Source organism: Pseudomonas sp. LjRoot277, from assembly GCF_964253845.1.
Lineage (GTDB): Bacteria > Pseudomonadota > Gammaproteobacteria > Pseudomonadales > Pseudomonadaceae > Aquipseudomonas.
The window spans coordinates 6,049,845-6,075,942 of record NZ_CAXURI020000001.1 but is presented as its reverse complement, the minus strand read 5'-3'; the positions used below and the strand labels follow the sequence as shown (position 1 = coordinate 6,075,942).

At 60.6% G+C, this 26,098-nt stretch carries 26 protein-coding genes; 8 read left to right on the top strand and 18 right to left on the bottom strand.

Features of this window, described 5'->3' with window-relative positions; all coding sequences use genetic code 11:
• Window positions 1-120: 120 nt before the first annotated feature.
• A complete protein-coding gene (locus tag ACSQ87_RS28280; protein ID WP_436274848.1) occupies window positions 121-1,335 on the top strand; it encodes an MFS transporter in 1,215 nt (404 codons plus the stop codon).
• Here ACSQ87_RS28280 and cueR read toward each other — a convergent pair.
• The 3 genes from cueR to ACSQ87_RS28265 form a co-directional block, all read right to left on the bottom strand.
• Entirely contained in the window at window positions 1,289-1,702 is a 414-nt protein-coding gene (gene cueR, locus ACSQ87_RS28275) for a Cu(I)-responsive transcriptional regulator (protein ID WP_008156539.1), read from the bottom strand. The genes ACSQ87_RS28280 and cueR overlap by 47 nt on opposite strands.
• Window positions 1,699-4,092 carry a heavy metal translocating P-type ATPase gene (locus ACSQ87_RS28270; RefSeq protein WP_436274847.1) on the bottom strand — a complete coding sequence of 798 codons (2,394 nt, stop codon included), beginning with the start codon at window positions 4,090-4,092 and terminating at the stop codon, window positions 1,699-1,701. The genes cueR and ACSQ87_RS28270 overlap by 4 nt, the downstream gene beginning before the upstream one ends.
• A gap of 171 nt (window positions 4,093-4,263) precedes the next feature.
• A complete protein-coding gene (locus tag ACSQ87_RS28265; protein WP_046044720.1) occupies window positions 4,264-4,647 on the bottom strand; it encodes a hypothetical protein in 384 nt (127 codons plus the stop codon).
• A gap of 147 nt (window positions 4,648-4,794) precedes the next feature.
• Between ACSQ87_RS28265 and ACSQ87_RS28260 the strand changes: the two genes are divergently transcribed.
• Both ACSQ87_RS28260 and ACSQ87_RS28255 read left to right on the top strand, forming a co-directional pair.
• The gene (locus tag ACSQ87_RS28260; RefSeq protein ID WP_046044719.1) at window positions 4,795-4,992 is read left to right on the top strand and encodes a heavy-metal-associated domain-containing protein; all 198 of its coding nucleotides are present in this window, start codon (window positions 4,795-4,797) and stop codon (window positions 4,990-4,992) included.
• Between the two features lie 93 nt (window positions 4,993-5,085).
• Window positions 5,086-6,282 (top strand): multidrug effflux MFS transporter, encoded by a 1,197-nt coding sequence (locus ACSQ87_RS28255; protein WP_436274846.1) that lies wholly within the window; start codon window positions 5,086-5,088, stop codon window positions 6,280-6,282.
• A gap of 8 nt (window positions 6,283-6,290) precedes the next feature.
• On the opposite strand, the gene ACSQ87_RS28250 is transcribed toward ACSQ87_RS28255, so the two are convergent.
• From ACSQ87_RS28250 to ACSQ87_RS28240, 3 genes are all read right to left on the bottom strand, one after another.
• Window positions 6,291-6,461, bottom strand: coding sequence for a hypothetical protein (locus ACSQ87_RS28250; protein ID WP_165353242.1), 171 nt, complete (start codon window positions 6,459-6,461; stop codon window positions 6,291-6,293).
• Between the two features lie 185 nt (window positions 6,462-6,646).
• On the bottom strand, window positions 6,647-7,660 hold the full coding sequence (locus tag ACSQ87_RS28245; RefSeq protein WP_436274845.1) for a zinc-binding alcohol dehydrogenase family protein: 1,014 nt from the start codon (window positions 7,658-7,660) through the stop codon (window positions 6,647-6,649).
• A 34-nt stretch (window positions 7,661-7,694) separates the two neighbouring features.
• The gene (locus ACSQ87_RS28240; protein ID WP_436274844.1) at window positions 7,695-7,988 is read right to left on the bottom strand and encodes a putative quinol monooxygenase; all 294 of its coding nucleotides are present in this window, start codon (window positions 7,986-7,988) and stop codon (window positions 7,695-7,697) included.
• Between the two features lie 119 nt (window positions 7,989-8,107).
• On the opposite strand from ACSQ87_RS28240, the gene ACSQ87_RS28235 reads away from it, so the two are divergent.
• The 3 genes from ACSQ87_RS28235 to ACSQ87_RS28225 all read left to right on the top strand — a co-directional run bounded on the left by ACSQ87_RS28235 (window position 8,108) and on the right by ACSQ87_RS28225 (window position 11,598).
• Window positions 8,108-9,037 carry a LysR family transcriptional regulator gene (locus tag ACSQ87_RS28235; protein WP_008156521.1) on the top strand — a complete coding sequence of 310 codons (930 nt, stop codon included), beginning with the start codon at window positions 8,108-8,110 and terminating at the stop codon, window positions 9,035-9,037.
• A gap of 316 nt (window positions 9,038-9,353) precedes the next feature.
• Window positions 9,354-10,088 carry an ArsR/SmtB family transcription factor gene (locus tag ACSQ87_RS28230; RefSeq protein WP_150656527.1) on the top strand — a complete coding sequence of 245 codons (735 nt, stop codon included), beginning with the start codon at window positions 9,354-9,356 and terminating at the stop codon, window positions 10,086-10,088.
• 127 nt (window positions 10,089-10,215) lie between these two features.
• Window positions 10,216-11,598, top strand: coding sequence for an MFS transporter (locus tag ACSQ87_RS28225; RefSeq protein WP_436274843.1), 1,383 nt, complete (start codon window positions 10,216-10,218; stop codon window positions 11,596-11,598).
• A 119-nt stretch (window positions 11,599-11,717) separates the two neighbouring features.
• On the opposite strand, the gene ACSQ87_RS28220 is transcribed toward ACSQ87_RS28225, so the two are convergent.
• The 3 genes from ACSQ87_RS28220 to ACSQ87_RS28210 all read right to left on the bottom strand — a co-directional run bounded on the left by ACSQ87_RS28220 (window position 11,718) and on the right by ACSQ87_RS28210 (window position 14,960).
• Window positions 11,718-12,671, bottom strand: a complete 954-nt coding sequence (locus ACSQ87_RS28220; protein ID WP_436274842.1) for an adenosine deaminase — start codon at window positions 12,669-12,671, stop codon at window positions 11,718-11,720.
• 82 nt (window positions 12,672-12,753) lie between these two features.
• Window positions 12,754-13,719 (bottom strand): 2-oxoglutarate and iron-dependent oxygenase domain-containing protein, encoded by a 966-nt coding sequence (locus ACSQ87_RS28215; RefSeq protein WP_436274841.1) that lies wholly within the window; start codon window positions 13,717-13,719, stop codon window positions 12,754-12,756.
• 158 nt (window positions 13,720-13,877) lie between these two features.
• Complete coding sequence (locus tag ACSQ87_RS28210; RefSeq protein WP_436274840.1) at window positions 13,878-14,960, bottom strand: BMP family ABC transporter substrate-binding protein; 1,083 nt, start codon at window positions 14,958-14,960, stop codon at window positions 13,878-13,880.
• 298 nt (window positions 14,961-15,258) lie between these two features.
• On the opposite strand from ACSQ87_RS28210, the gene ACSQ87_RS28205 reads away from it, so the two are divergent.
• Window positions 15,259-16,347, top strand: a complete 1,089-nt coding sequence (locus ACSQ87_RS28205) for a calcium:proton antiporter (protein ID WP_436274839.1) — start codon at window positions 15,259-15,261, stop codon at window positions 16,345-16,347.
• A 123-nt stretch (window positions 16,348-16,470) separates the two neighbouring features.
• Here ACSQ87_RS28205 and ACSQ87_RS28200 read toward each other — a convergent pair whose 3' ends face one another.
• The 3 genes from ACSQ87_RS28200 to ACSQ87_RS28190 all read right to left on the bottom strand — a co-directional run bounded on the left by ACSQ87_RS28200 (window position 16,471) and on the right by ACSQ87_RS28190 (window position 19,059).
• Window positions 16,471-17,829 carry an 8-oxoguanine deaminase gene (locus ACSQ87_RS28200; protein ID WP_223433628.1) on the bottom strand — a complete coding sequence of 453 codons (1,359 nt, stop codon included), beginning with the start codon at window positions 17,827-17,829 and terminating at the stop codon, window positions 16,471-16,473.
• Between the two features lie 167 nt (window positions 17,830-17,996).
• Window positions 17,997-18,683: an SDR family oxidoreductase gene (locus ACSQ87_RS28195; protein WP_150656521.1), complete on the bottom strand. Its 687-nt coding sequence runs from the start codon at window positions 18,681-18,683 to the stop codon at window positions 17,997-17,999.
• A 25-nt stretch (window positions 18,684-18,708) separates the two neighbouring features.
• Window positions 18,709-19,059 (bottom strand): MerR family transcriptional regulator, encoded by a 351-nt coding sequence (locus tag ACSQ87_RS28190; protein ID WP_223433636.1) that lies wholly within the window; start codon window positions 19,057-19,059, stop codon window positions 18,709-18,711.
• 82 nt (window positions 19,060-19,141) lie between these two features.
• Between ACSQ87_RS28190 and ACSQ87_RS28185 the strand changes: the two genes are divergently transcribed.
• Complete coding sequence (locus ACSQ87_RS28185) at window positions 19,142-19,564, top strand: hypothetical protein (RefSeq protein WP_436274838.1); 423 nt, start codon at window positions 19,142-19,144, stop codon at window positions 19,562-19,564.
• An 85-nt stretch (window positions 19,565-19,649) separates the two neighbouring features.
• On the opposite strand, the gene ACSQ87_RS28180 is transcribed toward ACSQ87_RS28185, so the two are convergent.
• The 6 genes from ACSQ87_RS28180 to ACSQ87_RS28155 all read right to left on the bottom strand — a co-directional run bounded on the left by ACSQ87_RS28180 (window position 19,650) and on the right by ACSQ87_RS28155 (window position 26,041).
• Window positions 19,650-20,576, bottom strand: a complete 927-nt coding sequence (locus tag ACSQ87_RS28180; RefSeq protein WP_436274837.1) for an ABC transporter permease — start codon at window positions 20,574-20,576, stop codon at window positions 19,650-19,652.
• Entirely contained in the window at window positions 20,576-21,682 is a 1,107-nt protein-coding gene (locus ACSQ87_RS28175) for an ABC transporter permease (RefSeq protein WP_436274836.1), read from the bottom strand. The genes ACSQ87_RS28180 and ACSQ87_RS28175 overlap by 1 nt, the downstream gene beginning before the upstream one ends.
• Window positions 21,683-21,693: 11 nt before the next feature.
• Window positions 21,694-23,253 (bottom strand): ABC transporter ATP-binding protein, encoded by a 1,560-nt coding sequence (locus ACSQ87_RS28170; protein WP_223433633.1) that lies wholly within the window; start codon window positions 23,251-23,253, stop codon window positions 21,694-21,696.
• 531 nt (window positions 23,254-23,784) lie between these two features.
• Window positions 23,785-24,366 carry an IMPACT family protein gene (locus tag ACSQ87_RS28165; protein WP_223433634.1) on the bottom strand — a complete coding sequence of 194 codons (582 nt, stop codon included), beginning with the start codon at window positions 24,364-24,366 and terminating at the stop codon, window positions 23,785-23,787.
• A gap of 7 nt (window positions 24,367-24,373) precedes the next feature.
• On the bottom strand, window positions 24,374-25,024 hold the full coding sequence (locus ACSQ87_RS28160) for a TetR/AcrR family transcriptional regulator (RefSeq protein WP_046044703.1): 651 nt from the start codon (window positions 25,022-25,024) through the stop codon (window positions 24,374-24,376).
• 96 nt (window positions 25,025-25,120) lie between these two features.
• Entirely contained in the window at window positions 25,121-26,041 is a 921-nt protein-coding gene (locus ACSQ87_RS28155; RefSeq protein ID WP_046044702.1) for a LysR family transcriptional regulator, read from the bottom strand.
• Between the last annotated feature and the right edge of the window lie 57 nt (window positions 26,042-26,098).

The following is a 26,098-nucleotide window of genomic DNA, read 5'->3' as shown; positions in this document are numbered from 1 at the left end:
ATACACCTCGGTCAGTTCCCTCTACCCTCTGGGGAGAGGGTTAGGGTGAGGGGTGGCTTCCAGATCCACACAAAATCACGTTTACTGCCCACCGACCCAACCCACACTCAAGGACTGAATGTGAACACCACCCGCAACGCCCAACTGATCATCACCGCCCGTCTGGTCTCGGACTTTGGCGCCTTCCTCAACATGGTCGCCCTGGCCACCTACGTCTACCTGCTCAGCAACAGCGCCATGAGCGTCGGCATCTTTCTCGCCAGCCGCGTGGCCGGTGGAGTATTCGCCAGCCTCATCGGCACGACGTTTTATCACCGTTGGGCCGGGCGCCTGCCGCTGATTGCCTTCGACCTGTTGCGCGCCGGGCTGCTGGGTCTGCTGCTGGTGCTGCCGGTCGCCCAGCAGATGCTGCTGTTACCGGTGATCGCTTTCGGTCTGGGATTCGGCAACTCGATGTTCGCCATCGGCCTGAACAGCCAATTGCCGCACTTGATCGAAGCTGAGCATTTGCTCAAGACCAACGCCTGGATCACCTCGGCGTCATCGGCCGCCATGGTCGGTGGAAGTCTGGTGTCGGGGCTTTTAGTGGCGGCATTCGGCTTTGAAACGGTGTTTGCATTGAACGTGGTCACTTATCTGCTGGCCGCGTTGTTCATCTTGCCGCTGCGCTTCTCAAAACCTGCACTCAGCGCGGAACCCACTCACGAGCGTGGTGAATGGGCGGCCCTGCGCCAAGGCCTGCGCAGTACACCGGTGGTGGCGGCGATGCTCGCGGTGGCCATGGCTGACACCCTTGGCAGTGCGGCGCATAACGTGGGGTTTCCGATCATTTCCAGACTGCTGACGCCCGAGTCGGCCAGCACCACGCTGGGTCTGATGCTGGCCGTCTGGGCCAGCGGAAAACTCATTGGCGCGCGCATCGCCAGCAGGCTGAAAGGTTCGGATAACGTAAACCTGGAGCGACGATTCTTCTTTGGTGTGTTGCTGATGTCCTGTGGCTTCATCCTGATGTTTCAGCAGCAAACGCTCTACGGTTTGCTGTTGTTCTCGCTGCCGGCGGGATTGGGCGACGGTTTCGCGGAAGTCGGCCTGATGTCGCGGCTACAGCGTGAACCGGACAGCCTGCGCCTGCCGATTTTCAGCTTCCTGACGCTGTTGCAAATGACCGGGTTCGGCGTCGGCATGCTGATCGCCGCGCCGTTCTATTCATGGTGGACGCCGGGTGCCGTGGTGCTGTTGTTCCACGGGATTCCCCTCACCACGTTGTTGGTGGTGAAGGGGCTGGCAATCAGGGGCGAGCGGGTTGTGCGCAACAGCCCGACTCCAGATTCTTGAGGATCGGGCAGTCGGGACGGTGATCACCGTGGCAGTGTTCGACCAGGTCCTGCAGGGTGTCGCGCAGTTGGCCGAGTTCGCGGATTTTCTGGTTCAGCTCGTCGATGTGCTGACGGGCCAGGGCCTTCACATCGGCGCTGGCTCGCTGGCGGTCCTGCCAGAGGGTCAGCAGTTTGCCGACCTCCTCCAGTGAGAACCCCAGGTCCCGGGAACGCTTGATGAACGCCAGGGTATGCAGGTCGTCGTCGCCGTACACCCGATAGCCGCTGTCGGTACGATGGGCGGCCTTGAGCAAGCCGATGGATTCGTAATAACGGATCATCTTCGCGCTCAGACCGCTTTGGCGGGCCGCTTGGCCGATGTTCATCGGTTGTCCTCCAGATCCTTGGGTTTCCAGGTTTTCAACAGTAGCGCATTGCTCACCACGCTGACGCTCGACAACGCCATGGCCGCACCGGCCAGCACCGGGTTGAGGAAGCCGAACGCTGCCAGCGGAATGCCGATCAGGTTGTAGACGAAGGCCCAGAACAGGTTCTGACGAATCTTCGCGTAGGTCTTGCGACTGATCTCCAGCGCCGCCGGCACCAGCCGTGGGTCGCCGCGCATCAGGGTGATCCCGGCTGCGTGCATCGCAACGTCGGTGCCACCGCCCATGGCGATGCCGATGTCGGCGGCGGCCAAGGCGGGTGCGTCGTTGATGCCGTCGCCGACCATCGCCACGACGCCGGTTTTCTTGAGTGTGGCGACGGTGGCGGCTTTGTCTGCCGGCAGTACTTCGGCGTGGACATCCTTGATGCCCAGCGCCTCGGCAACCACCTTGGCGCTGCCGCGATTATCGCCGGTCAGCAGGTGGCTGCTGATGTTGCGTGCGTTGAGTTGTTGCACGGCTTGCAGCGCGCCGGGTTTGAGGGTGTCGCCGAAAGCGAACAGGCCCAGCACACGAAGTTCGGGACTTTGCTCGATCAGCCAGGACAGGGTCCGGCCTTCGGTTTCCCACGCGGTGGCGGAGTCCGCCCATTCACCTGCGCTCAAGCCGCTCTCTTCCAGTAGACGACGATTGCCCAACGCCAATCGACGACCGTCGAGAGAGCCGGCGATGCCTCGGCCAGTCAGCGATTGACTGTCGCTGACATCGGCCACGGTCAAGCCGCGTTCGGCACAAGCGTCCAGAACCGCCTTGGCCAGTGGATGTTCACTGCCGCGTTGCAGGGCACCGGCCATTTGCAGCAGGGCCGCTTCGTCATGGTTGATTGCGCTCAAATGAGCGATGCGCGGAGTACCCGAGGTCAGCGTGCCAGTCTTGTCGAACACCACCGCACTGACTTCATGGGCACGCTCCAACGCTTCGGCGTCCTTGATCAGAATCCCGTGGCGCGCTGCCACGCCTGTGCCGGCCATGATCGCTGTCGGTGTGGCCAGCCCGAGCGCGCAAGGGCAGGCGATCACCAATACCGCCACGGCATTGATCAGCGCCGTTTCCATCGGCGCGCCGTGCAACCACCAACCGATCAAGGTGGCCAACGCAATCAGCAGAACCGTTGGCACGAACACCTGGCTGACTTTATCCACCAGTTTCTGGATCGGCGCTTTCGCCGCTTGAGCGTCTTCGACCAGGCGGATGATGCGGGCGAGTACGGTTTCCGCGCCCAAGGCCAGGGTGCGAACGAGCAACCGGCCTTCGCCATTGATCGCGCCGCCGGTGACCTTGTCGCCGGGTTGTTTGGGCACTGGCAGGCTTTCGCCACTGATCAACGCTTCGTCGGCGTGGCTCTGGCCTTCGACCACTTCCCCATCCACCGGGAAGCGTTCGCCGGGTTTGACCATCACCAGATCATTCAAACGCAAGGCACTGATGGCGACGTCCTGCTCGCGGCCATCGATCACCTGAATCGCCCGCTCCGGACGCAAGGCTTCGAGGGCGCGAATGGCACTGGCAGTCTGGCGTTTGGCGCGGCTTTCCAGGTACTTGCCCAGCAGCACCAGGGCAATCACCACCGCCGAGGCTTCGAAATACAGGTGCAGCATGCGCCCGGCGGCGGTGGCCCATTCATAGAGACTCAAGCCATAACCGGCGCTGGTGCCCAAGGCGACCAGCAAATCCATGTTGCCCGCACCGGCGCGCACGGCTTTCCAGGCAGCGACGTAAAAGCGCGCACCGAAGATGAATTGCACCGGCGTCGCCAACGCGAATTGCACCCAGGCCGGGAGCATCCAGTGCACGCCGAATGGTTGCAGCAACATCGGTAGCACCAACGGCGAGGCGAGGACGATCGCCATGATCAAGGCCCAACGCTCGCGGTGCAGGCGTTGTTGTTGAGTATCGGTTTGCGGGTGTTCGACTTCCCAGACACTGGCGCTGTAGCCAGCCTTGGTCACGGCAGCGATCAAGGTTTGCGGATCGATCTGACCGAGCAGCTCAAGGTGAGCACGTTCGTTGGCCAGGTTGACGCTGACGCTCTTGACTCCCGGCACCTTGGCCAGCGCCCGTTCGACCCGGCCGACGCAAGAGGCGCAGGTCATGCCGTCGATGCTCAATTCCAGACTCTGCTGCGGCACGCTGTAACCCGCCTGCTGCACGGCATCCATCAAGGCCGGCAGGCTGTCGCTGGGCGCATGAACCCGGGCCTGTTCGGTGGCCAGGTTGACACTGACGGCAGAGGCGCCGATGACTTTGCTCAAGGCACGCTCGACACGCCCGGCGCAACTGGCGCAGGTCATGCCGGCAATCGGCAGATCGAAAGTGGTGGATTCGGACATCGGTCACGCTCCCTGTAGAAGATATCTACAGGATCAACCTTGCCATGCTGGCAAGGTCAAGCGCCATGTCTCAGATCAAAAGATCGCAGCCTGCGGCAGCTCCTACATTGACCGCGTGGTAACCCGATCCCGTAGGAGCTGCCGCAGGCTGCGATCTTTTTTACAGGCGACTCAGTATTCGAGAGCGGCAGGTTTCAGGTACATCCCTTCCTGCGTCATCGCAATCCGGAACTTCAACACGTCACCGGCCTTGAGCGTGATGTTCTGCGAACCCGGTGCGAGCATGCCCGGGTTGCAACCCGGCGCCTGGCCCGGCAGCAGCTTCAGGCGCAAGGACACATTGCCCGGCGGCAGGTTGAACGAGGTGCTTTGTTCCTGGAACAACCGCGCCGACAGCTGATCGTGAATGTACACGCCGATCTCGCAGGAGGTCGCGACTTCCAGGCGCTCGCGGGAAATGATCAGTACGCCATAGTCCTCCCCGGCGGCTTGAACCGAAGGTGTCGCGGCAAATAGGCTGAGAAAGCCAAACAGGCTGAGAGCTGACCAGCGCATGGCTGAATCTCCTGATGTCGAGTCATTGATGGACGCAGCTTGGCCGAGCGCGACGCTGATTGCCAGCCCGGCAGCTCACTTCAGAACTTGACCTTGCCACGGTGGCAAGCTCGAGACTGCACGCAACCTCACTCAAGGAGTCATCCCATGCAAGTGTTCAACGTTCAAGGCATGTCCTGCGGTCACTGCGTCAAAGCCATCACTCAGGCGCTGCAAGCCAAGGATCCTGCGGCCAGCGTGCGTATCGATCTGGCTGCGAAAGAAGTCGGTGTCGAGAGTGCTTTGTCGGCGGATCAGGTGATCGCGGTGATCACCGAAGAAGGCTACGAGGCGAAAGTCGCCTGAAGCTTTTTAATAGTTAGCGACCTAACGGAATGTTCAAGGCGTCCATGCGCGGCTAGACTGTGGGGCTGCCGACCCTGTCCAACTGGATGCCTGATGAATTTCCGTAGCATTTTGATTCTTGGCGCCTTGAGCGCCTTCGGTCCGCTGGCGATCGATTTCTATCTGCCGGCCTTCCCGGCGATGGCGCTCGCCTTCGCTACCGATGAAAAACACGTTCAGTTGACCCTGGCGGCGTATTTCCTTGGCTTGTCCATCGGTCAACTGGCTTACGGCCCGGTGGCGGATCGTTTTGGGCGACGTATTCCCTTGCTGACCGGCGTCGGCTTATTCACCGCGGCTTCCTTGGCCTGCGCCTATGCGCCGAACCTCGAATGGCTGATCGGCGCACGCTTCGTTCAGGCGTTGGGCGGGTGCGCGGGGATGGTGATCGCGCGGGCGATTGTCAGCGATAAATGCGATGCGGTGGGTTCGGCGAAGGTCTTTTCGCAGCTGATGCTGGTGATGGGCCTGGCGCCGATTCTTGCGCCGATGCTGGGCGGGCTGTTGGTCAACACCACGGGCTGGCAGTCGATATTTCTCGTGCTGACCGGTTTCAGTGCGCTGGCAGGGTTGGCCGTGGCGCTCGGGTTGCCGGAAAGTCTGCCGGCCCATGTGCCGCGTCAACCGTTGTCCGGCGCGTTGCGTCAGTACGGTCGACTGTTGTCGGACTCGGTGTTCCTCGGCCACGCCTTGACCGGTGGCATCGCCATCGCCGGGATGTTTGCCTACATCGCCGGTTCACCGTTCGTCTTCATCAAGCTGTATGGCGTGCCGCCCGAGCATTTCGGCTGGCTGTTCGGTACCAACGCGGCGGGCTTCATTCTGGTCGCGCAGCTCAACGCACGATTGCTGGCCAAGCGTGGCCCGGCGTTCTTGCTGGCGCGCACCGTGTGGATCTACGTCGGCGCGGGCCTGGCGCTACTGGCCGTCAGTTCGCTGCACACCGCGCAGCTATGGCCATTGCTGATTCCGCTGTTTGTCTGCATCGCCAGCCTCGGTTGCATCCTCCCCAACGCCTCGGCCTGCGCCATGAACGGGCAGGGCGCTCGCGCCGGCAGTGCGTCGGCAATGCTTGGTTGCCTGCAATTCAGCGTTGCCGCCGGGGCAGCAGCACTGGTGGGTGTTTTACACGACGGCAGCGCCATGCCGATGGCCATGGTCATCAGCCTGTGCGGAATTCTGGTGGTGAGCGTTGCGACGCTCACCCGGCGTTTGCAAAATGCCCGGGCGCTGGCACAAGCCCAGGTCTGAGGACGGACTCAGCCAGCGGCACGCTGCTGGCGGTCAATAATTTGATGAGGTGCTTGTAGTCGCGCTTCAAGGGTACGGGTGAAGGCGCGGGCTTCGGCTTCGCTGCGGAACGTCACGGCGTGTTGGTCCAGACGGACTTGCCACTGGGATTTTGCCAATTCTTTTATCAGGATCTTCATTGCTGATCTCTCCTCTCGTAAAAGATGTCACGTAAAAGATTGTGCCGCAGAGGACTCGATTGTAGACCCGAATACGATCGCAATTGTGACAAGGGTCAACCTTCTGACTGACGGCAAAGATCATAGGCTCCTACAGATGAATGCATTCCCTGTAGGAGCTGGCGAAGCCTGCGATCTTTTGATCTTTAGAACCCTTCGAGCACAATCTTGCCTTTGGACTTGCCACTTTCCAGCAGCTCATGGGCACGGCGCAAATTCGCCGCGTTGATGGTCCCGAAATGCTCGCCGACCGTGGTCTTCAGCGTCCCGGCGTCGATCAGCTCAGCCACGCGGTTGAGCAATGTGTGCTGCTCGATCATGTCTGCGGTTTCGAACAGCGAGCGGGTGTACATGAACTCCCAGTGCAGCGACAGGCTCTTGCGCTTGAGCTTGGTCACGTCCAGCGCCTTCGGATCATCGATCAGGGCCAGTTTGCCTTGCGGCGCCAGTGCCTCGATCAACTGATCCAGGTGGTGATCGGTCTGGGTCAGGCTGGCGACGTGAGTCACCTGATCGACACCCGCGCGTTTGAGTTCTTCGCTCAACGGCTGGCTGTGATCAATCACCAGGTCGGCACCCAGCTCACGAACCCAGCTCTGGGTTTGCGGGCGGGAAGCGGTGCCGATGACGTTCAGCCCGGTGAGCTGGCTGGCCAGTTGCGTAAGAATCGACCCCACACCGCCAGCGGCACCGACGATCAAAAGGCTCTGGCCTTCATCGGTTTTGCCTTCACGCACTTGCAGGCGTTCGAAGAGCAATTCCCACGCGGTGATTGCGGTCAGCGGCAGCGCGGCGGCTTCGGCGAAGCCGAGGGTCTTCGGCATATGGCCGACGATCCGCTCGTCTACCACGTGCAGTTCGCTGTTGCCGCCCGCGCGGGCGATGGAGCCGGCGTAGAACACGTTGTCGCCGGCCTTGAACAGCGTCACTTCACTGCCGACGGCCTTGACCACACCGGCCACGTCCCAGCCCAGCACTTTCGGCGCGCCCGCCTCAGGCTGGACGTTCTGGCGGACCTTGGTGTCCACCGGGTTGACCGAGATGGCTTTGACTTCCACCAACAGGTCGCGCGGGCCGGCAACCGGTTCAGGCAGTTCGATGTCTTGCAGTGCGTTTGAGTCGCTGATTGGCAACGAGGCGTAGTAGGCAATGGCTTTCATACGGGCTCCTGAAAAGTAATAAGGAAGGAAGAAATCAGATGATGGAGCGCAGGCGCTTGAGGTCGAAGTGTTCGAGAAAGTCGCCAGCCTTGGCGCGGAAGTTCTGGATATGCGCGCTGGCGTCATGGGCCTGCAGGGCTTCGTCACTGCTCCATTTTTCGATCATGTAGAAGGCGTGAGGATTGGCGAGGTCCTGGTGCAAGTCGTATTGACCGCAACCGACCTCGGCGCGGGTCGGTTCCAGCAGCGCACGCAGGTGCTGTTCGAGGGCGTCCTGTTGGCCGGCTTTGGCGATGAGGGTGGCGATAGCGGTAAAAGGCTGGGACATGTTCGGCTCCGGGAACGGGATGAATTCGATGGGACGGATGATTGGCTATTTCTCTGCAAGATAAAACCCGCTAAAAGAGCAGTCTCTTTCAATATTTTTTTGATAATCGAGGCTGAACAATGCTGCGTTTCGATGACTTGCAGTTGTTTGTCCGGGCGGCGGACCTGGGCAGTCTGTCAGCGGCGGCGCGGGGGATGGACATGTCGGCCGCGGTAGCCAGTGCGGCGTTGAAGCGCATCGAACAGCAGCTCGGCGCCCGGTTGCTCGCCCGTTCTACCCGTAGTTTGCGGCTGACCGCTGAAGGCGAGGGATTTCTCGAATACGCTCGGGCTGCCTTGAGCAATCTCGATGAGGGCCGCCGTTTATTGGCCAGCGGTCAGGACCAGGTCAGCGGGATTTTGCAGCTGTCGGCGCCTTCGGACTTTGGCCGCAACCTGCTGCTGCCCTGGCTGGACGAGTTTCAGCGAGAGCATCCGAAGCTTACGGTGCGTTTGCTGTTGGGCGACCGCATCGCTGACCTGTTCCGCCAACCGGTGGACATCGCCCTGCGGTACGGCGAGCCGGAAGACTCAAGCCTGGTGGCGCTGCCCATTGCTCCGCAGAACCGCCGCGTCCTCTGTGCCGCCCCGAGTTACCTGGCCCGGCATGGCGAACCACGGCAACTGGAGCAACTGGCTCAGCACAACTGCCTGCTGTTCATGCTCGGCAGCCGGGTCCACGACCATTGGAGTTTCCACGACGGCAAACGCGAGGTCAGCCTGACCGTCAGCGGCGATCGTTTCAGTGATGATGCCGATGTCGTGCGGTTGTGGGCCGTGGCGGGTGCCGGGATCGCCTACAAATCCTGGCTCGATGTCGCGGCCGATGTGCTGGCCGGTCGATTGAAAGTGCTGATGCCGGAACTGCTCTGTGAGCGCGCACCGCTGAATTTGCTGTGCGCCCATCGCGCACAATTGAGTAAGCCGGTGAACCTTTTGCGGGAAATGCTCGCCAGTCGATGCGCCCGGTTGAGTAGTCAATTTCCGACGTTATCGGGCGCCGATCATTAGTCGCAGGCAAATAGCGAAATTTCACTCAGGAACTATCACCAGCAATGGTTTCCCAAGGGCAGGAACCGGCGGTTAACCCGCATATACTAGCGCTCGCTTCATGTACACACCGTCGATCTCGCATTGGCGAGTCCACGTCCGAGTCAGCCAGGCGCCATGGTCAATCGCCGCGGCTTTGCGAAACCTGCGAAGCAATGGCCTGTGCGATGGACGGCTTTGCCCGGGTTATGGCGGTTTCCACGCCTTGGCCGACGACACATTACTGGTCAAGATGTCTCTGAGCAGTAGACGAAACGATTCAACAGGGAGTGAATACATGGAACATGCACCTTGCATCAGCCAGATCGCCACGTTGCTGGCTGACCCAAAGCGCAGCGCAATGATGTGGGCCTTGATGGACGGCTCGGCGCGGCAAACCGAAGAGCTGGCCTTGTTGGCCGGCCTGTCACCGTCTTCGGCCAGTGCGCATCTGGGGCGTTTGTCCGCCGGAGGTCTGTTGAAAGTCGAATTCCGCGGCCGCAAGCGGTTCTTCCGTCTTGCCGCACCCGAAGTGGGGGCCGCGATAGAGGCACTGGCCAGCGCCACCCTGGCCAGCACGCCTCGGGAAGTCCCGGACGTTTTCAAGCGCACGCCCCCCCTCGCGAAACCTCAGGCGGCGCCTTCGTCACTCTTGCGCGCCAGGCTTTGCGACGACCACTTGGGCGGCACCCTTGCCGCCGATCTTTACCAGCGGCTGCTGGACGCGGGCTGGATCGAACAATTCGATCAGCGGGTCATGATCACCCACAAGGGCGCCACGCAATTGGCGACGCGGGGTGTGTTCATCCAGGCGCTGGCTCATCGCAACAGCCGGGTCGCCTGCGCTTGTCCGGACTGGAGCGAAAGACGCCCGCACATGGGCGGATCTCTGGGGGCGGCGTTGCTGCAATTGTTCATGCAGTCAGGTTGGCTGAGCCTGCCCAACGATTCTCGAGCCTTGCAGATCACCGCCGCGGGGCAGCGTGAAATCCATCGATTCGCCAAAGAAACCGAGCTGGAAATGGCGTTGTAGACGCATCGAGATCGACGTCCGAAGCTTCGGGCGTCGTTCAGAGCTGCGAACAGGTCGCATCCAGCCGTAACCCCCAGCCGCTATCGCGCACACTCGTCCGGGGACTTTCGGATTGGGGGAATGTGGCATGGAAACACGAGGCTTCAGCGCGGCAGAACGACTGGAACGGCTGCCCATCAGCGGTTATCACCGAATCATTTTCATCATCATTGCCCTGGCGTTCTTCTTCGACTCCATGGACCTGGCGATGATGACTTTTCTGCTCGGCTCGATCAAAACCGAGTTTGGCCTAAGTACGGCACAGGCCGGGTTGCTGGCCAGTTCGAGCTTTTTCGGCATGGTTGTGGGGGCGTCGCTGTCCGGCATGCTGGCCGACCGCTTCGGGCGCAAACCGGTGTTTCAGTGGAGCATCGTGTTGTGGGGGATCGCCAGTTATCTGTGCTCCACGGCGCAGAACGTTGAAACGCTGACGTTGTTCCGAATCCTGTTGGGGATCGGCATGGGCATGGAGTTTCCCATCGCCCAGTCGATGCTCTCGGAGCTGATTCCAGCCAAACGGCGCGGGCGCTACATTGCGTTGATGGACGGTTTCTGGCCGTTGGGCTTCGTCGCCGCCGGGGTACTGTCGTACTTCCTGCTGCCGGTAATTGGCTGGAGGGACATCTTCCTGGTGTTGGCGGTGCCGGCGGTGTTTGTCCTGGCGATTCGCTTTTTCATTCCCGAATCACCGCGCTGGCTGGAGCAGGCCGGGCATCATGACGTGGCAGACAAGGTCTTGCTGCGCATCGAAGATCGGGTCCGGACATCTCTGGGACGTTCGGATCTGCCTGAGCCGATCCGCCTGCCGAGAGTGGCGAGTACGCCGGGCCATTTCTTTTCCGCGTTGCGGCAGATCTGGTCGCCGCTGTACCGCCAGCGCACGATGATGATCTGGAGTGTCTGGTTCTTCGCCTTGCTGGGGTTCTATGGCCTGACATCCTGGCTCAGTGCATTGCTGCAGCAGTCGGGTTTTGCCGTGACTCAGTCGGTGTATTACACGGTGTTGATTTCCCTCGGCGGGATTCCCGGTTTCCTGATGGCCGCCTGGCTGGTGGAGCGTTGGGGACGTAAACCGGTGTGCGTGGTGACATTGCTCGGCGGCGGGGCGATGGCGTTTCTGTATGGTCAGAGCGCAGTGTTTGGCGGCAATGTCAGCCTGTTGATTGCGTCGGGTCTGCTGATGCAGTTTTTCCTGTTCGGCATGTGGGCGGTGCTTTACACCTACACGCCGGAGTTGTACCCGACATCGGCGCGGGCCACGGGCTCGGGGTTTGCGTCGGCGATTGGCCGCGTGGGTTCGTTGCTCGGGCCAATGGTGACCGGGCTGGTGTTCCCGATGACCGGGCAGGGCGGGGTGTTTGCGCTGGGGGCGATGTGTTTTGCGATTGCGGCGGGGGTGGTGTGGGTGTTCGGGATGGAGACCCGGGGCAAGACACTGGAGGAATTGAGCGAAGCCACGATCGTCAGTTGAACACTGAGCCAATGTGGGAGCGGGCTTGCTCGCGAAGAGGGAGTGTCAGTCAACATCAATGTTGCATGACACACCGCTTTCGCGAGCAAGCCCGCTCCCACATTTGATCTTCAGCGGACTTACGGTTTCACAAGCCGAGCATCCAGGCTGTTCTGCGCCAATCGCTTGGCCTGATCCTGGGTCATGCCCAAATGGGTATACAGCGCATGGAAGTTCTCGGTGACATAACCGCCGAAGTACGCCGGGTCATCCGAGTTCACGGTCACTTTCACGCCACGCTCGAGCATGTCGAGAATGTTGTGCTGAGACATGTGATCGAACACGCAGAGCTTGGTGTTCGACAACGGGCACACGGTCAACGGGATTTGCTCGTCGATGATCCGCTGCATCAAACGCTCGTCTTCAATGGCGCGCACGCCATGGTCGATGCGCTGGATTTTCAGCAAGTCGAGGGCTTCCCAGATGTACTCGGGCGGGCCTTCTTCACCGGCGTGGGCAACGGTCAGGAAGCCTTCGTGACGGGCACGATCAAACACGCGCTGGAACTTGCTCGGCGGGTGACCCATTTCCGAACTGTCCAGACCGACAGCGACAAACGCATCACGGAACGGCAGCGCCTGGGTAAGGGTTTTCTCGGCTTCTTCTTCGCTCAAGTGGCGCAGGAAGCTCAGGATCAAACCGCTGGTGATGCCCAGTTGCTGCTCGCCATCCTTCAACGCGGCGGCGATGCCATTGAGCACCACTTCGAACGGCACGCCACGGTCGGTGTGGGTCTGCGGGTCGAAGAACGGTTCGGTGTGAATCACGTTCTGCGCCTTGCAACGCAACAGGTAGGCCCAGGTCAGGTCGTAGAAATCCTGAGAGGTGCGCAACACGTCGGCGCCCTGGTAATACAGGTCGAGAAACTCTTGCAGGTTGTTGAAGGCGTAGGCCTTGCGCAGGGTTTCGACATCGCTCCACGGCAGGGCGATCTTGTTGCGTTCGGCCAGGGCGAACAGCAACTCGGGCTCCAGCGAACCCTCAAGGTGCAGGTGCAGTTCTGCCTTGGGCAGGGCGTTCAGCCAGTCGTACATAGTCTTTTCTCATCAGGTGCAGATGGCGAGCATTCTACAGATGCCCGTGGAAACAATTAGAAAAACCTGACCAGCCGGTTCATTACAGCGCTTCCTGTTCCCGTCGATAGGCGTAGGTATCGGCGAAGCGCGAGAGCAGGAATTCGGCGCAGGTGGTGGCCGGATACTGTGCCGGGTGCCGTTCATCCTGGCAGCCGGGCAGGCATTCGATGACCGTGTCGGGGTGCGGCTCGGCGAAGAACGGCATCGAGTAACGGTCCACGCCCAGCGGGCTGATCACCCTGTGCGGCGTCGACAGGTAACGGTCGTTGCTCCAGCGCGCCATCATGTCGCCGAGGTTGACCACGAACGTGCCGTCGATCGGCGGTGCATCGATCCACTCGCCTTTGACGTTTCGCACTTGCAGGCCGCCGGCGGCATCTTGATACAGCAGGGTGATGCAACCGTAATCGGTGTGGGCGCCGGCGCCTTGCTGCTCTTCGGAACTGGCGGTGTGGCGCGGTGGGTAATGAATCATCCGCAGCACGCTGACCGGCTCAACGAAACGGGTGTCGAAAAAGTCGCGCTCGATGCCCAGTGCCATGGTCATGGCCCGTAACAGGGTTAGGGCCAAGGCCTGCATGTCGACGTAATGTTGCTCCATCAGCGATTCCCAGCCGGGCATCGACGGGTGGCGGTTGGGGCCGCGCAGCGGTTTTTCTGCCAACACTTCAGGATGATCGGCCGGCAGGTGCAGGCCCATGTCGAAGGTTTCTTTCAGGTCGCTCGGTTTGCTCGGGTCGAGTTGTTCAGTGGCGATGGCGCCATAACCGCGGTGGTGACGGGTTTGGGTGATGTCGATCTTGAGTTTTTCGGCGGCGGGCAGGGCGAAGAAACGTTGGGCGTTGTCGAGCACGGCGTTAATGCGCGCGGCGCTGATTGGGTGACCTTTGATGTAGAAGAAGCCCCACTCGCGGCAGGCGTGGTCGATCTCGGCGGCCACGGCTGGCCAAGCGTTTTGGTCATCGCTGTAGAGCGGGCTGATGTCGATGATCGGGAGTTGGTTCATGCGCAGTCCTTAAGAACGCTGAAAATCCAATGTGGGAGCGGCGGTGCGACGATTCGACTTGCTCGCGAAGACGGCAGAGCATTCAACATTGATGTTGGCTGACACACCGCCTTCGCGAGCAAGCCCGCTCCCACAGGGTTTTGTGTTCGTGGCCGGAATTACTTCGGAATGTCGGCCTTCATGCCTTCAACGTAGTAGTTCATCGATGCCAGCTCTGCATTGCTCGCCGTCGCGCCCGCCGCGATTTTCTCGACGCCTGCCTGATCCTTGATCGGTCCGGTGAACGGGTGGAATGCGCCGCTCTTGATGTCAGCAATGATCTGCTCTGCCTCGGCTTTCACCGGTGCTGGCACCAGATCGCTGATCGGCAACTCAACCGTACCTTCCTTCAAACCACCCCAGTAATCCTGCGACTTCCACGTGAGGTCGAGCACGCTTTGGGTCGCCTGAATGTAGTGCGGGCCCCAGTCGTTGACGATGGACGTCAGCACCGCTTTTGGCCCGAAGTGCGCCATGTCCGAAGCGTAGCCCACGGCATACACGCCACGACGTTCAGCCGCCTGGATCGGCGCCGGGCTGTCGGTGTGCTGGAACACCACGTCCACACCCTGATCGATCAACGCATTGGCGGCATCGGCTTCTTTGCCCGGATCGAACCAGGAGTTGACCCACACCACCTTGATCTCGGTGCCGGGGTTGTATTTGTTCAGGGCCAGTTGAATGGCGTTGATGTCGCGGATCACTTCCGGGATCGGGAAGGACGCGACGTAACCGATCTTCTTGGTCCTGGTCATCTTCGCCGCGAGAAAACCGCCGACGTAGCGACCTTCATACGTGCGCGCCAGGTAGGTGCCGAGGTTCTTGTCCTGCTTGTAGCCGGTGGCGTGTTCGAAGGTCACCTTGGGAAATTGTTTGGCGACTTTCAGGGTCGGGTTCATGTAGCCGAAGGACGTGGTGAAGATCAGGTCGTAGTTGTCCTTGGCCATGTTGCGGATCACCCGCTCGGCGTCGGCGCCTTCAGCAACGTTTTCCACGTAATTGGTGGTGATCTGGTTGCCGAGTTTTTCTGCCAACGCCTTGCGCCCCTGTTCATGCTGATACGTCCAGCCGTGGTCGCCAATCGGACCGATGTAGACGAAGCCGACTTTCAGCGGGTCGGCGGCACTGGCAGTCAGGCTTGCGCTCAGACCGATGGCCGCGGCAACGGCGCAAAGCAGCTTCTTCAACGGACGTTTGTGCATGAATTCGAACTCCATGTTGTTGTGAGGTTGGCAGGGCCAATGCAAATTACTGACCAACAGGACAACAAAATCGCCGAAACCGTGGTGAAGCCTTCGCGAGCAAGCCCGCTCCCACAGGGGAATGCGATCCAATGTGGGAGCGGGCTTGCTCGCGAAGAGGCCCGCAAGGCCGATAAAAGTGCATGGCCTGACACGGCTGCCATCCACTGGTGCGCTAAGGTGTAACGAAACGTTAGCGCCGCCCCACAGTCAGTAGCTCATCACACTGGTTTCGCTTCACACGGCAAAAAGGCCCGCAATGCTCACACTCCTCAAGCAAGAAAAGTTTCTGCTGCTGGCCGTGATTGCCGCCGCCGTCGCCTATCCGCTGGAACACTGGATGCTGCACAGCGGCCAGCCCATCGCGTTAACCGCCGGCCTGGTGCTGATCGCGTTCATTGTCGTTGCCTCCATGCGCGTCGCCCATCATGCCGAGCTGCTCGCAGAAAAAGTCGGCGACCCTTACGGCACGATGATCCTGACCCTGGCCGCCGTGCTGGTGGAAGTGGTGATCCTGGCGATCATGATGAGCAACGAAGCCTCGCCGAACCTGGTGCGCGACACGATTTATTCGGCGGTAATGCTCGACATCAATGGCATTCTCGGCCTCGCTGCGTTGATGGGCGGGCTCAAGCATGGCGAACAGTCCTACAACGATGACTCGGCCCGTAGCTACAGCGTGATGATTCTCACCGCCATGGGCGTTTCCATGGTGGTGCCGGAGTTCATTCCCGAAGCCAACTGGAAACTCTATTCGGCGTTCACCATCGGCGCGATGATCGTGCTCTACGCCCTGTTCCTGCGCATGCAGGTCGGGCCGCACAGCTATTTCTTCAGCTACAGCTACCCGGAAAAACGCCGCAAGAAAGTCCCGGAGGAAGAACCTGAGCCCATCAATCTGGTGCTGAGTATCGGCACGTTGGTGTTCGGCGTGGTGGTGATCGGCGCATTGGCCGAAGTGATGTCCAAGACCCTCGACCTGGGCCTGGAAGGGACGGGCGCACCGCCGGTGATCACGGCGATCCTGGTGGCGGCAATCTCGGCGGCGCCGGAGATTCTGACCGCGTTGCGGGCGGCACTGGCCAACCGCATGCAGTCGGTGGTCAACATCGCCATGGGCGCATCGCTGTCGACGGTGATCCTGACGGTGCCGGTGATGGAAGCGATGGCGCTCTACACCGGCCAGCCGTTCCAGATGGCGATGACCCCGGTGCAGACCGTGATGGTCTTCCTCACCCTGATCGTCAGCGCAATCAACCTCAACGATGGCGAAACCAATGCCATCGAAGGCATGACCCACTTTGTGCTGTTTGCGACCTTCATCATGTTGTCGCTGCTGGGTCTCTGAACACACCACAAAACCACTGTGGGAGCGGGCTTGCTCGCGAATGCGGTGGGTCAGTCAGTATCAATGTTGACTGACACACCGCATTCGCGAGCAAGCCCGCTCCCACATTAGATCGTGGTCGGCTTAGGCGCCCGCGATCAACTGCCGAGCCGCCTGGCTGTGATCGGCAATCAACCCCTTCAAATCCAGCCCTTCAACCTGCCCATCAATCACCCGCCATTTGCCGCCGACCATCACCCGATCCGCCCGATCAGCGCCGCACAGCAGCAACGCCGACACCGGATCATGACTGCCGGAGAACCGCAGCTCATCCAGCTTGAACAGTGCCAGATCCGCTTGCTTGCCCACCGCCAGCTCGCCGATATCGCTACGCCCGAGCAAACTCGCCGAACCCTTGGTCGCCCACCCCAGCACCAGTTCCGGCGTGATCTTCTCGGCGCCATAACGCAGCCGCTGAATGTACAGCGCCTGACGGGTTTCCAGCATCATGTTCGACGCATCGTTGGACGCCGAACCGTCCACGCCCAAGCCCAGCAACGCGCCGGCAGCGGTCAGGTCCAGGGTCGGGCAAATGCCGGAAGCCAGGCGCATGTTCGAACTCGGGCAATGGCAAATCCCGGTGCCGGCGGCGCCGAGGCGAGCGATTTCGTCCGGGTTGAAGTGGATGCCGTGAGCGAGCCAGGTACGTGGGCCGAGCCAGCCGACGCTGTCCAGGTAATCCACGGTGCGCAACCCGAAGCGTTGCAGACAGAAGTCTTCTTCGTCGAGGGTTTCGGCCAGATGGGTGTGCAGGCGCACGTCGAGTTTGTTCGCCAGTTCGGCGCTGGCGGACATGATTTCCGGGGTCACCGAGAACGGTGAGCAGGGCGCCAGGGCGATCTGGATTTGCGCGCCATCGCCACGTTCGTGGTACTCGGCGATCAAACGTTGGCTGTCGGCGAGGATCACTTCACCTTCCTGCACTGTCTGCTGCGGCGGCAGGCCGCCGTCCTTCTCGCCGAGGCTCATGGAACCGCGCGTCAGCATGGCGCGCATGCCCAGTTCGCGGACGCTCTCGACTTGTACGTCGATCGCATTTTCCAGGCCTTGCGGAAACAGGTAATGGTGATCGGCCGCGGTGGTGCAGCCAGACAGCAGCAATTCGGCCAACGCGACTTTGCTGGCGAGGGCGAGTTTTTCAGGGGTGAGGCGGGCCCAGACCGGGTAGAGAGTTTTCAGCCACGGGAACAACGGCTGATTGACCACCGGCGCCCAGGCGCGGGTCAGGGTTTGATAGAAGTGGTGATGGGTGTTGATCAGTCCCGGCAGGATCACATGCTCGCGGGCATCGAAGACTTGTCCACAGGGTGCGGAAGGTTGCTGGCCGGCGGCGAGCACTTCGACGATCAAACCGTCTTGCAGCACCAGGCCGCCACGGGCATCGAGGCCATTGGCAGTGAAGATCGCGAGGGGATTTTTTAACCAGATACGGGTCGCAGGCATGTTGGCCGGCTCCTCTGAAAGTTGGGTTCAGGTTAGCCAGCTCAGTGATTACCCTGTCTGCTGATCCAGGGTCGCCGCGGGGACGAGGTGCGGAGTTTCAATCAAAAAAGCTCGGCAGACAAGCCTCGCCCGACAGGACAACACAAATCCCACAGGGGAAGGGGGGGTTACCAGGGAATGGTTTCACCCCGGTAATTCACAAAATGATGCCCGCCCTTGCCGGTATACGCATTCACCTGATCGACCAATCCGCGCGTACTGGTTTCCACATCAATGTCGGCACCTTCACCGCCCATGTCGGTTTTCACCCAACCCGGATGCAGCGACAGCACGGTGAGTTTCTGCTCGCCCAACTGAGTGACGAAGCTGCTGGTCATCGAGTTCAGCGCCGCTTTACTGGCCTTGTACAACGCCAGCTCGGGTGCATCCGGCATGGTCACGCTGCCCAGCACCGAACTCATGAACGCCAGCACGCCGCTGTCCGGACGAATCTGCCCGACAAAGCGTTGAGCCAGATTGATCGGCGCCACCGCATTGGTGAAGAACAGTTGGCCGACCTCGGCCAGGGTCGCGCCGCCCGGCGTTTGAACTTCCGGGCCTTTGACCCCGGCATTCACGAACAGCAGGTCAAACACTTCGCCCTTGAGTTGTTGGCTCAGGGCGATGACCGCCTGCTGATCGTCCATGTCGAGTTTTTCGATCCGCACCTTGCCCAAGGCCTGCAGGGCTTCGGCGTTCTGCGGGTTGCGTACGGTGGCGGTGACCTGCCAACCGTCGGCCAGCAGGGTTTTCACCAGACCGAGGCCCAAACCCCGGGAGGCACCGATGATGAGTGCGGTTTTTGCCGTAGACATAAGTGGCTTCCTTGATAAATGAGGATCACGGATTCAATGGACAACGCTGGCCGAGCCGTTGCTGCAACTCCTGACGCAACGCGTCGAGTTCGGCCATGCGAGTTTCGATCAGTTTGAGTTTGTCTTGCAGCAATTGCGTGACGGCGCTGTCCGGATCGGGCGACTGCCATATCGCGGCGACGCTGTTGCCGATCTCGCCGAGGGTAAAGCCCAATCGCTGAGCGGTCTTGATGTACTGCACCAGTTGCACCATGTCCGCCGGATAGTCGCGATAACCGTTGGCGCTGCGTTGCGCCGCAATCAACCCGCGCTGCTCGTAGAAGCGCAGCGTGTCGCGGCTGACGGCGCTGGCTTGGGCTAATTCACCGATGCGCATCATGACATCTCGAGAGGGCTTGACCCTGGAGCATACTCCAGGCTTTAGCCTTGTTGCTCCCTGAATTTATGGAGCAAGACGGATGTGGACTTCAACGCAATATCGCCGGTTGGTGAAGGGTAGCGCCTGGTATGACTTGATCGTCATGGTGGCGTTTGTCACGCCGTGGAGTTTTGCGGCGTTGCATGGAGTTTTGTTGAGCGTGAGTCAGGCGTTCAACTTGTCCGGCGAGTTGCCACCGTTTGAGCCGATGCACATGCTGATGGCCAATTTGTTGGGGTCGATTGTCTGCGTGTGGGCGGTGCTGCGGATTCGGGATCCGCAGCAGGTGTTTGGGCGGTATGACGCGGTGGGGCGGTTTTTGTTTGCAGCCTGGCAGGCTTATGCCTTGGCTCATGGCGGGAGTTCGCTATTGGTGATTTTCCTGTTCTTTGAATTGGCGTGGGGCGTAGCTCAGGTGTTGCCTGTTCGGGCGCTTTCGCGAGCAAGCCCGCTCCCACAGTAGATGTGGGTTGATCACAAAATCCAGGCTCGACTCGGTCCAAATGTGGGAGCGGGCTTGCTCGCGAATAGGCCCGTCCGGCTAACCCCTAATGCCCGGCCCGCCACGGCTGCCCCAACGACACCGGCGCATACAACCGTGTACGCAGCGCATCTCGCGACAACAGCACCAACACCACAATGGTCGCGACATACGGCAGCATCGCCAGCAGACTAGACGGAATCGCCAGCCCCAACCCCTGCGCCACCAAATGCAGGATGCTGGCGAGTCCGAACAGATACGCTCCCAGCAGCAACCGCCACACCCGCCAACTGGCAAACACCACCAGTGCCAGGGCAATCCAGCCCCGGCCGGCGCTCATGTTCTCCGCCCACATCGGCGTGTAAGCCAGCGACAAATAGGCCCCGGCCAATCCAGCCATCGCCCCACCAAACAGCACCGCCAACGTGCGCACGCCCAACACCGGAAAGCCCATGGCACTGGCCGCATCCGGGTTTTCCCCGACCGCCTGAATGATCAGCCCGACGCGACTTTTCACAATCACCCAGGTCACCAGCGCAAACAACGCGAACGACACATACACCAACAGATCCTGCGCAAACAGCATCCGCCCGATCAGCGGGATTTCACTCAAATAAGGAATCGCCACCGGCTCAAAACCTGCCAGCGGTTTACCGACCCACGCCGCGCCGACAAAGGTCGACAGGCCCACGCCGAAGATCGTCAGCGCCAACCCGGTGGCCACCTGATTGGCGTTGAACACCAGCGCCACCAGCGCAAACAGGGACGACAACAGCATCCCGGCAAGCATCGCCAGCAACACACCGAGCCACAGGTTGCCGCTGCTCAACGCGACGATAAAACCGATCACCGCACCAAACAGCATCATGCCTTCCTGGCCGAGGTTCAGAACGCCGCTCTTCTCGCAGATCAGTTCACCCAGCGCCACCAACAGCAACGGCGTACCGCAGCGGACCATGGCGTAGAAAATATTGCTCAGCAGATCGATATCCATCACAGCGCTCCTGCGTGTACGGCGGTGGCTTGTGCGCGACGGGTCCAGCGCAGGTTCAAGCGCGGTCGGTAGAGAATCAGCACGTCACTGGCCAGCAGGAAAAACAGCATCATTCCCTGGAACAATTGGGTGATTGCTTGCGGCAGATTCATGCTCATCTGCGCGCTCTCGCCGCCGATGTACAGCAGCGCCATCAGCAGGCTGGAAAACAGAATACCGATGGGATTGAGTCGCCCGAGAAACGCCACGGTGATCGCGGCATAGCCGTAACCGGGCGAGACTTGCGGCACCAGTTGGCCGATCGGCCCGGTGACTTCACACACCCCGGCCAGCCCCGCCAATCCTCCGCTGATCAACAGCGCGAGCCAGATCAGCCGCTTCTCGCGAAAGCCGACAAAACCCGCAGCACGCTTGTCCAGCCCGAGGACTTTGATCTGGAACCCGACAAAGCTTTTCTGCAGCAACACCCACACCGCCACCAACGCGAGCAAGGCGAAATACACGCCCATGTGGACCCGGCCATCCTCCATCAGCAGCGGCAATCGGCTGGCATCACCGAACATCGCTGATTCGGGAAAGTTGAACCCCGCCGGATCCTTTAGCGGCCCATGCACGCAGAACAGCAGCAGGTTCAGGGCGATGTAATTGAGCATGATGCTGGTGAGGATTTCATTGGCATTGAAACGCGTGCGCAACCACGCCGTCAGCCCGGCCCACGCGGCACCGGCCAGGGTACCGACGAGCAGGATCAGCACCAGCGCCCAGCGGCTTTGCATACCGATGATGTTCACCGCCAATGCACTGCCGGCCAGCGCACCGAGCAGCAACTGACCTTCGGCGCCGATGTTCCAGATTCGTGCTTGGTACGCCACCGCCAGACCCAATGCACAAAGCAGAATCGGCAGCGCTTTGACCAATAGTTCGGAGACGCCATACAAGTCGCTGACCGGTGCGATCAGCAAGGTGTGCAGGGTGAGCAGCGGATCGTGACCCAGCGCAATAAACAGCAGCGAGCCACAGCCCAACGTCAGGACAGCCGCCAGCAACGGCGAGCACCACAGCATCAGGCGCGATTGGTGGCCACGAGGTTCGAGAGAAAGCAGCATGTGAAACTCCGTTAAACCATTGCACGTGATTGAGGAGCGTCGAACTCGCCGGCCATCCAGCCGCCGACCTCGATCAGGCGGGTGTCGACCGTGGGCTTGAGCGGTGACAATCGACCACCGCACAAAGCGCCGAGGCGGTCGCTGATCTGGAACAGTTCGTCGAGGTCTTCGGAGATCACCAGGATCGCCGCGCCGGCGTCGCGCAAGGCAATCAGCGCCCGGTGAATGGTCGCGGCAGCGCCGACGTCCACGCCCCAGGTCGGGTGCGCGGCCACCAGCAGTTTCGGTTGCTGCAGGATTTCCCGGCCGAGGATGAATTTCTGCAAGTTGCCGCCGGACAGGCTGCGGGCCGGTGTCTGGGTGTCGGGTGTCTTCACCCCGTAGCGGCGGATAATTTCTTCGGCCAGCGCTTCGACCTTGCCGCGCTGGATCAGGCCGTTGCTGATCAGCCCTTGTTGAAAGGCTGTGAGCAGGGCGTTGTCAGCCAGGCTCAGGTCCGGCACCGCACCATGACCCAGACGTTCAGCAGGGACAAAGGCCAGGCCCAGTTTGCGCCGTGCATCCGGCCGCAAGTGCGCCACCGGTTGCCCGGCGAAATTGATCGTTGCGCCGTCGTTGCGGCTGAGCGGTTCTTCGCCACTGAGCAGGGCCAGCAACTCATCCTGACCATTGCCCGCAACCCCGGCGATGCCGACGATTTCGCCACTGCGCACTTCAAGCCCGATGTCCTTCAGCGAACAGCCGAACGGATCCGGGTTGTGCCAGGACAAGCCCGTCACGTTCAGGAATGCATTAGCGCCAGTGGCTTTCGGATAATCCGTAATCAGCGCAGCGGCTTCGCCGACCATCAACTGCGCCAGTTGCCGATCCGAACACTCGGCCGGCACGCAATGCCCGGCCACCCGACCGCCGCGCAACACCGTGGCGCTGTGGCACAACGCGCGAACTTCACCGAGTTTGTGGCTGATAAACAGAATGCTGCAGCCCTCGGTGGCCAGTCGACGCAGGGTGACGAACAATTCGTCGGCCTCTTGCGGAGTCAGCACCGAGGTCGGCTCATCGAGAATCAGCAGACGGATGTCCTGCATCAGGCAACGAATGATTTCCACCCGCTGGCGTTCACCGATCGACAGGCTGTGGACAAGTCGCTCCGGCTCCAGCGCCATGCCGTAACGCCGGGAGACTTCACGGATTTTCGGCTCAAGCTGCTTCGGTGTGCCAGCCGCCGCGCCCATCGCCAAGGCAATGTTCTGCGCCACGCTTAGCGTCTCGAACAGCGAGAAATGCTGGAACACCATACCGACTCCCAGCCCCCGAGCCTGAGCCGGGTTGCGCAGGGTCACGCGTTGCCCTTGCCAGATCATCTCTCCCGAGTCTGCATGGATGACGCCGTAGATGACCTTCATCAGCGTACTTTTGCCCGCGCCGTTTTCGCCGAGCAGGGCGTGGATTTCGCCGGGTGCAATGCTCAGATCGATAGCGTCGTTGGCCAGGCAACCGGGGTAGCGCTTGCTGATTCTGCGCAGTTGCAGACGAGGTGTTGGATCGGGGATCGGCACGGGGTTGGGCATGACAGGCTCGGGTCGATTGAAGTGATGCCTGTGGACAAAGCAATTTTCTGGCCATTGAGTCAGGAAAACTCAACAGCGTTACAGGCAAAGGCTTGGAAGACGACGGCTTGCCCTATGTCGATCCCGAACCAGGCACCACTTGAGGGCAACGTCGTTGATCAGGCTCCGGTTTTGCTCAGGGTGTTTGATCAAAAAACGAGCAACCGACGACAAGCCACGCCGGACATGGGGCGGCGACAGCCATGAACGGGTTATCCACAGATTGCTCCACAGTATTTGTGCGCAAGCCCGAAGCTCGGGCATAAGCACTGTGTGGCTTTCTTCTAAAGGTGATAAACCGCTCTAACTGATTGTTTTTACGTGGATTTAGCTTTTTTGATGGCGGATTGGTCGAAAAGTGAGCAAAGCCCGCAAAGCCGCATGACAGAAGGGTTGCAGCCGGGTGTGCTCAGGTTATCCACAGCCGGGTGCACAGTAGATGTGGGCAAATGCACCGGTTCGACGAAAGGGCTGCGAACGTTATTGGTGCGATTAGTGCTGCAACAAAATGCGTCCGCGACTCAGATCCGCCAGCTGCGTCTGCAGGGTGTCTATCTGGCTTTCGCCGATCGCCAATTGCAGTTCTACGCCGTTGGCCGTGAACGTTTCTTCCACAACCAAGCCACCCAGTTCCGCCACCCGAAGCTTCACCAGCGGCAACTCTGCAAACGCACAGGCACAACTCACCGACACCCGACTGATCAGTTCAACCTTTGCCGCCGCTTGCAGGCACTTGTTGGCGCCGCCGCCATACGCCCGGGCGAGGCCACCGGTGCCGAGTTGAATGCCGCCATACCAACGAATCACCAGCACCGCGACCTGATCGCAATCCTGCGCGTCGATTGCCGCCAGAATCGGTCGGCCAGCGGTGCCGCCGGGCTCACCATCGTCAGTGCTGCGGTATTGCTCGCCAAGTTTCCAGGCCCAGCAATTGTGCGAGGCATTCAAATCGCTGTGCTGTTCGATGAACGCCTGGGCTTCAGCAGGGCTGCTGATCGGCGCGGCGAAAGTGATGAAGCGGCTTTTGCGAATCTCTTCGCGGTACTCGCAAAAACCGCTGAGGGTAAAAGGCATAAGTGTCTTAGATCGTTGGCGTCAGGCCGCAGCCTTTGAGAATGATGCGGATCAGGTTGTTGCCGGCGTCTTCCATGTCCTGCTTGGTCAACTTGGTGCGCCCGCTGACACGGCAGATCTGTGTGGCGAAATCGGCGTAATGCTGAGTGCTGCCCCACAACAGGAAGATCAGGTTCACCGGGTCGACCGGGTCCATTTTCCCGGCGTCGATCCACGCTTGGAACACGCCCGCCCGGCCCTGGAACCAGGCGCGATAGTCCTGGTTGAAGTACTCGGTCAGGCATTCGCCACCGCTGATGACTTCCATCGCGAAGATCCGCGAGGCTTGCGGCTGGCGACGGGAGAATTCCATCTTGGCGCGGATGTAACGCGTCAGCGCTTCGGCCGGATCATCTTCCGCGGTCAGGGTGTTGAAGGTGCTGTCCCACAACTGGAGGATGTTGCTCAACACCGCCACGTACAAACCGAGTTTGTTGGTGAAGTAGTAATGCAGATTCGCCTTGGGCAACCCGGCATTCAGGGCGATGGTGTTCATACTGGTGCCTTTGAACCCGTGACGGGCGAACTCGTCTTCGGCGGCTTTGATGATGGTCTCTTCGTTCTTCTGACGAATGCGGCTGGCAGGTTTGCCGCCGTGAGCGGGGACTTCAAAGGTCATAGGCACTTCCGAACAGGTGGGTGGGTGCAACCAGTGCGTTGATAGCGCACCCACAGGCATCAGACAAGTCCTGACGCGATAAAACCCCAGGACTTTCTAGCGTGTCGCAGCCAGGCTCTCCAAAAAGCTTTCCAGCACCAAATGCGGGCGACGGCCCTTGCGCGTGACCGATGCAAGGCTCAGGTCATAAAAACGCACCTTTGGTTTCAGCGCACGCAATCGGCCTTGCTGCACCCAGAGGCTGGCGTAGTGGTCCGGCAGGTAGCCGATGTAGCGTCCGGTGAGGATCAGGAACGCCATGCCTTCACGGTCCGAGGCACTGGCGGTGCAATTGAGCGCCTGGTAGTGGGCCTGGATTTCTGCGGGCAAACGGAAAGTCGGGGCGATGGCGTCCTGGCTATTGAGGCGCTCGTCATCCAGTTGTTTATCGTCGACATAAAACAACGGATGACCAACCGCGCAATACAGGAGCGAGCGTTCGCTATAGAGCGGCTGATATTCCAGCCCCGACAGCGCGCTGGCTTGCGGCACCACGCCGACATGCAATCGACCGTCGAGCACGCCTTGTTCGACTTCATTGGGCGCGATCATGCGGATCTGGATCTGCACGTCCGGCCCGCGTTCCTTCAATTGCGCCAAGGCGTGGGTGATGCGCATGTGGGGGAGGGTGACCAGGTTGTCGGTCAGGCCGATGGTCAATTCGCCGCGCAGATGTTGGTGCAGGCCGTTGACCTCGGTGCGGAAACTTTCCAGCGCACTTAATAGCTGCAAGGCCGATTGGTAAACCTCGCGGCCTTCCTCGGTCAGGGAAAACCCAGCACGACCGCGTTGGCATAAACGCAGACCGAGGCGCTGTTCCAGATCACTCATTTGCTGGCTGATGGCCGAGCGGCCGATCCCCAGCACCGACTCCGCTGCGGAGAAGCCGCCGCACTCCACCACACTGCGAAAGATCCGAAGCAGGCGGATATCAAAGTCACTGACTTGCGCCAGCGGATCGGGGCGACGGCTGCTCATAGTTTAGTAATGACCTGACTGAACGTTAGAAGAGTTGGATTTCACCGACTTTATCCT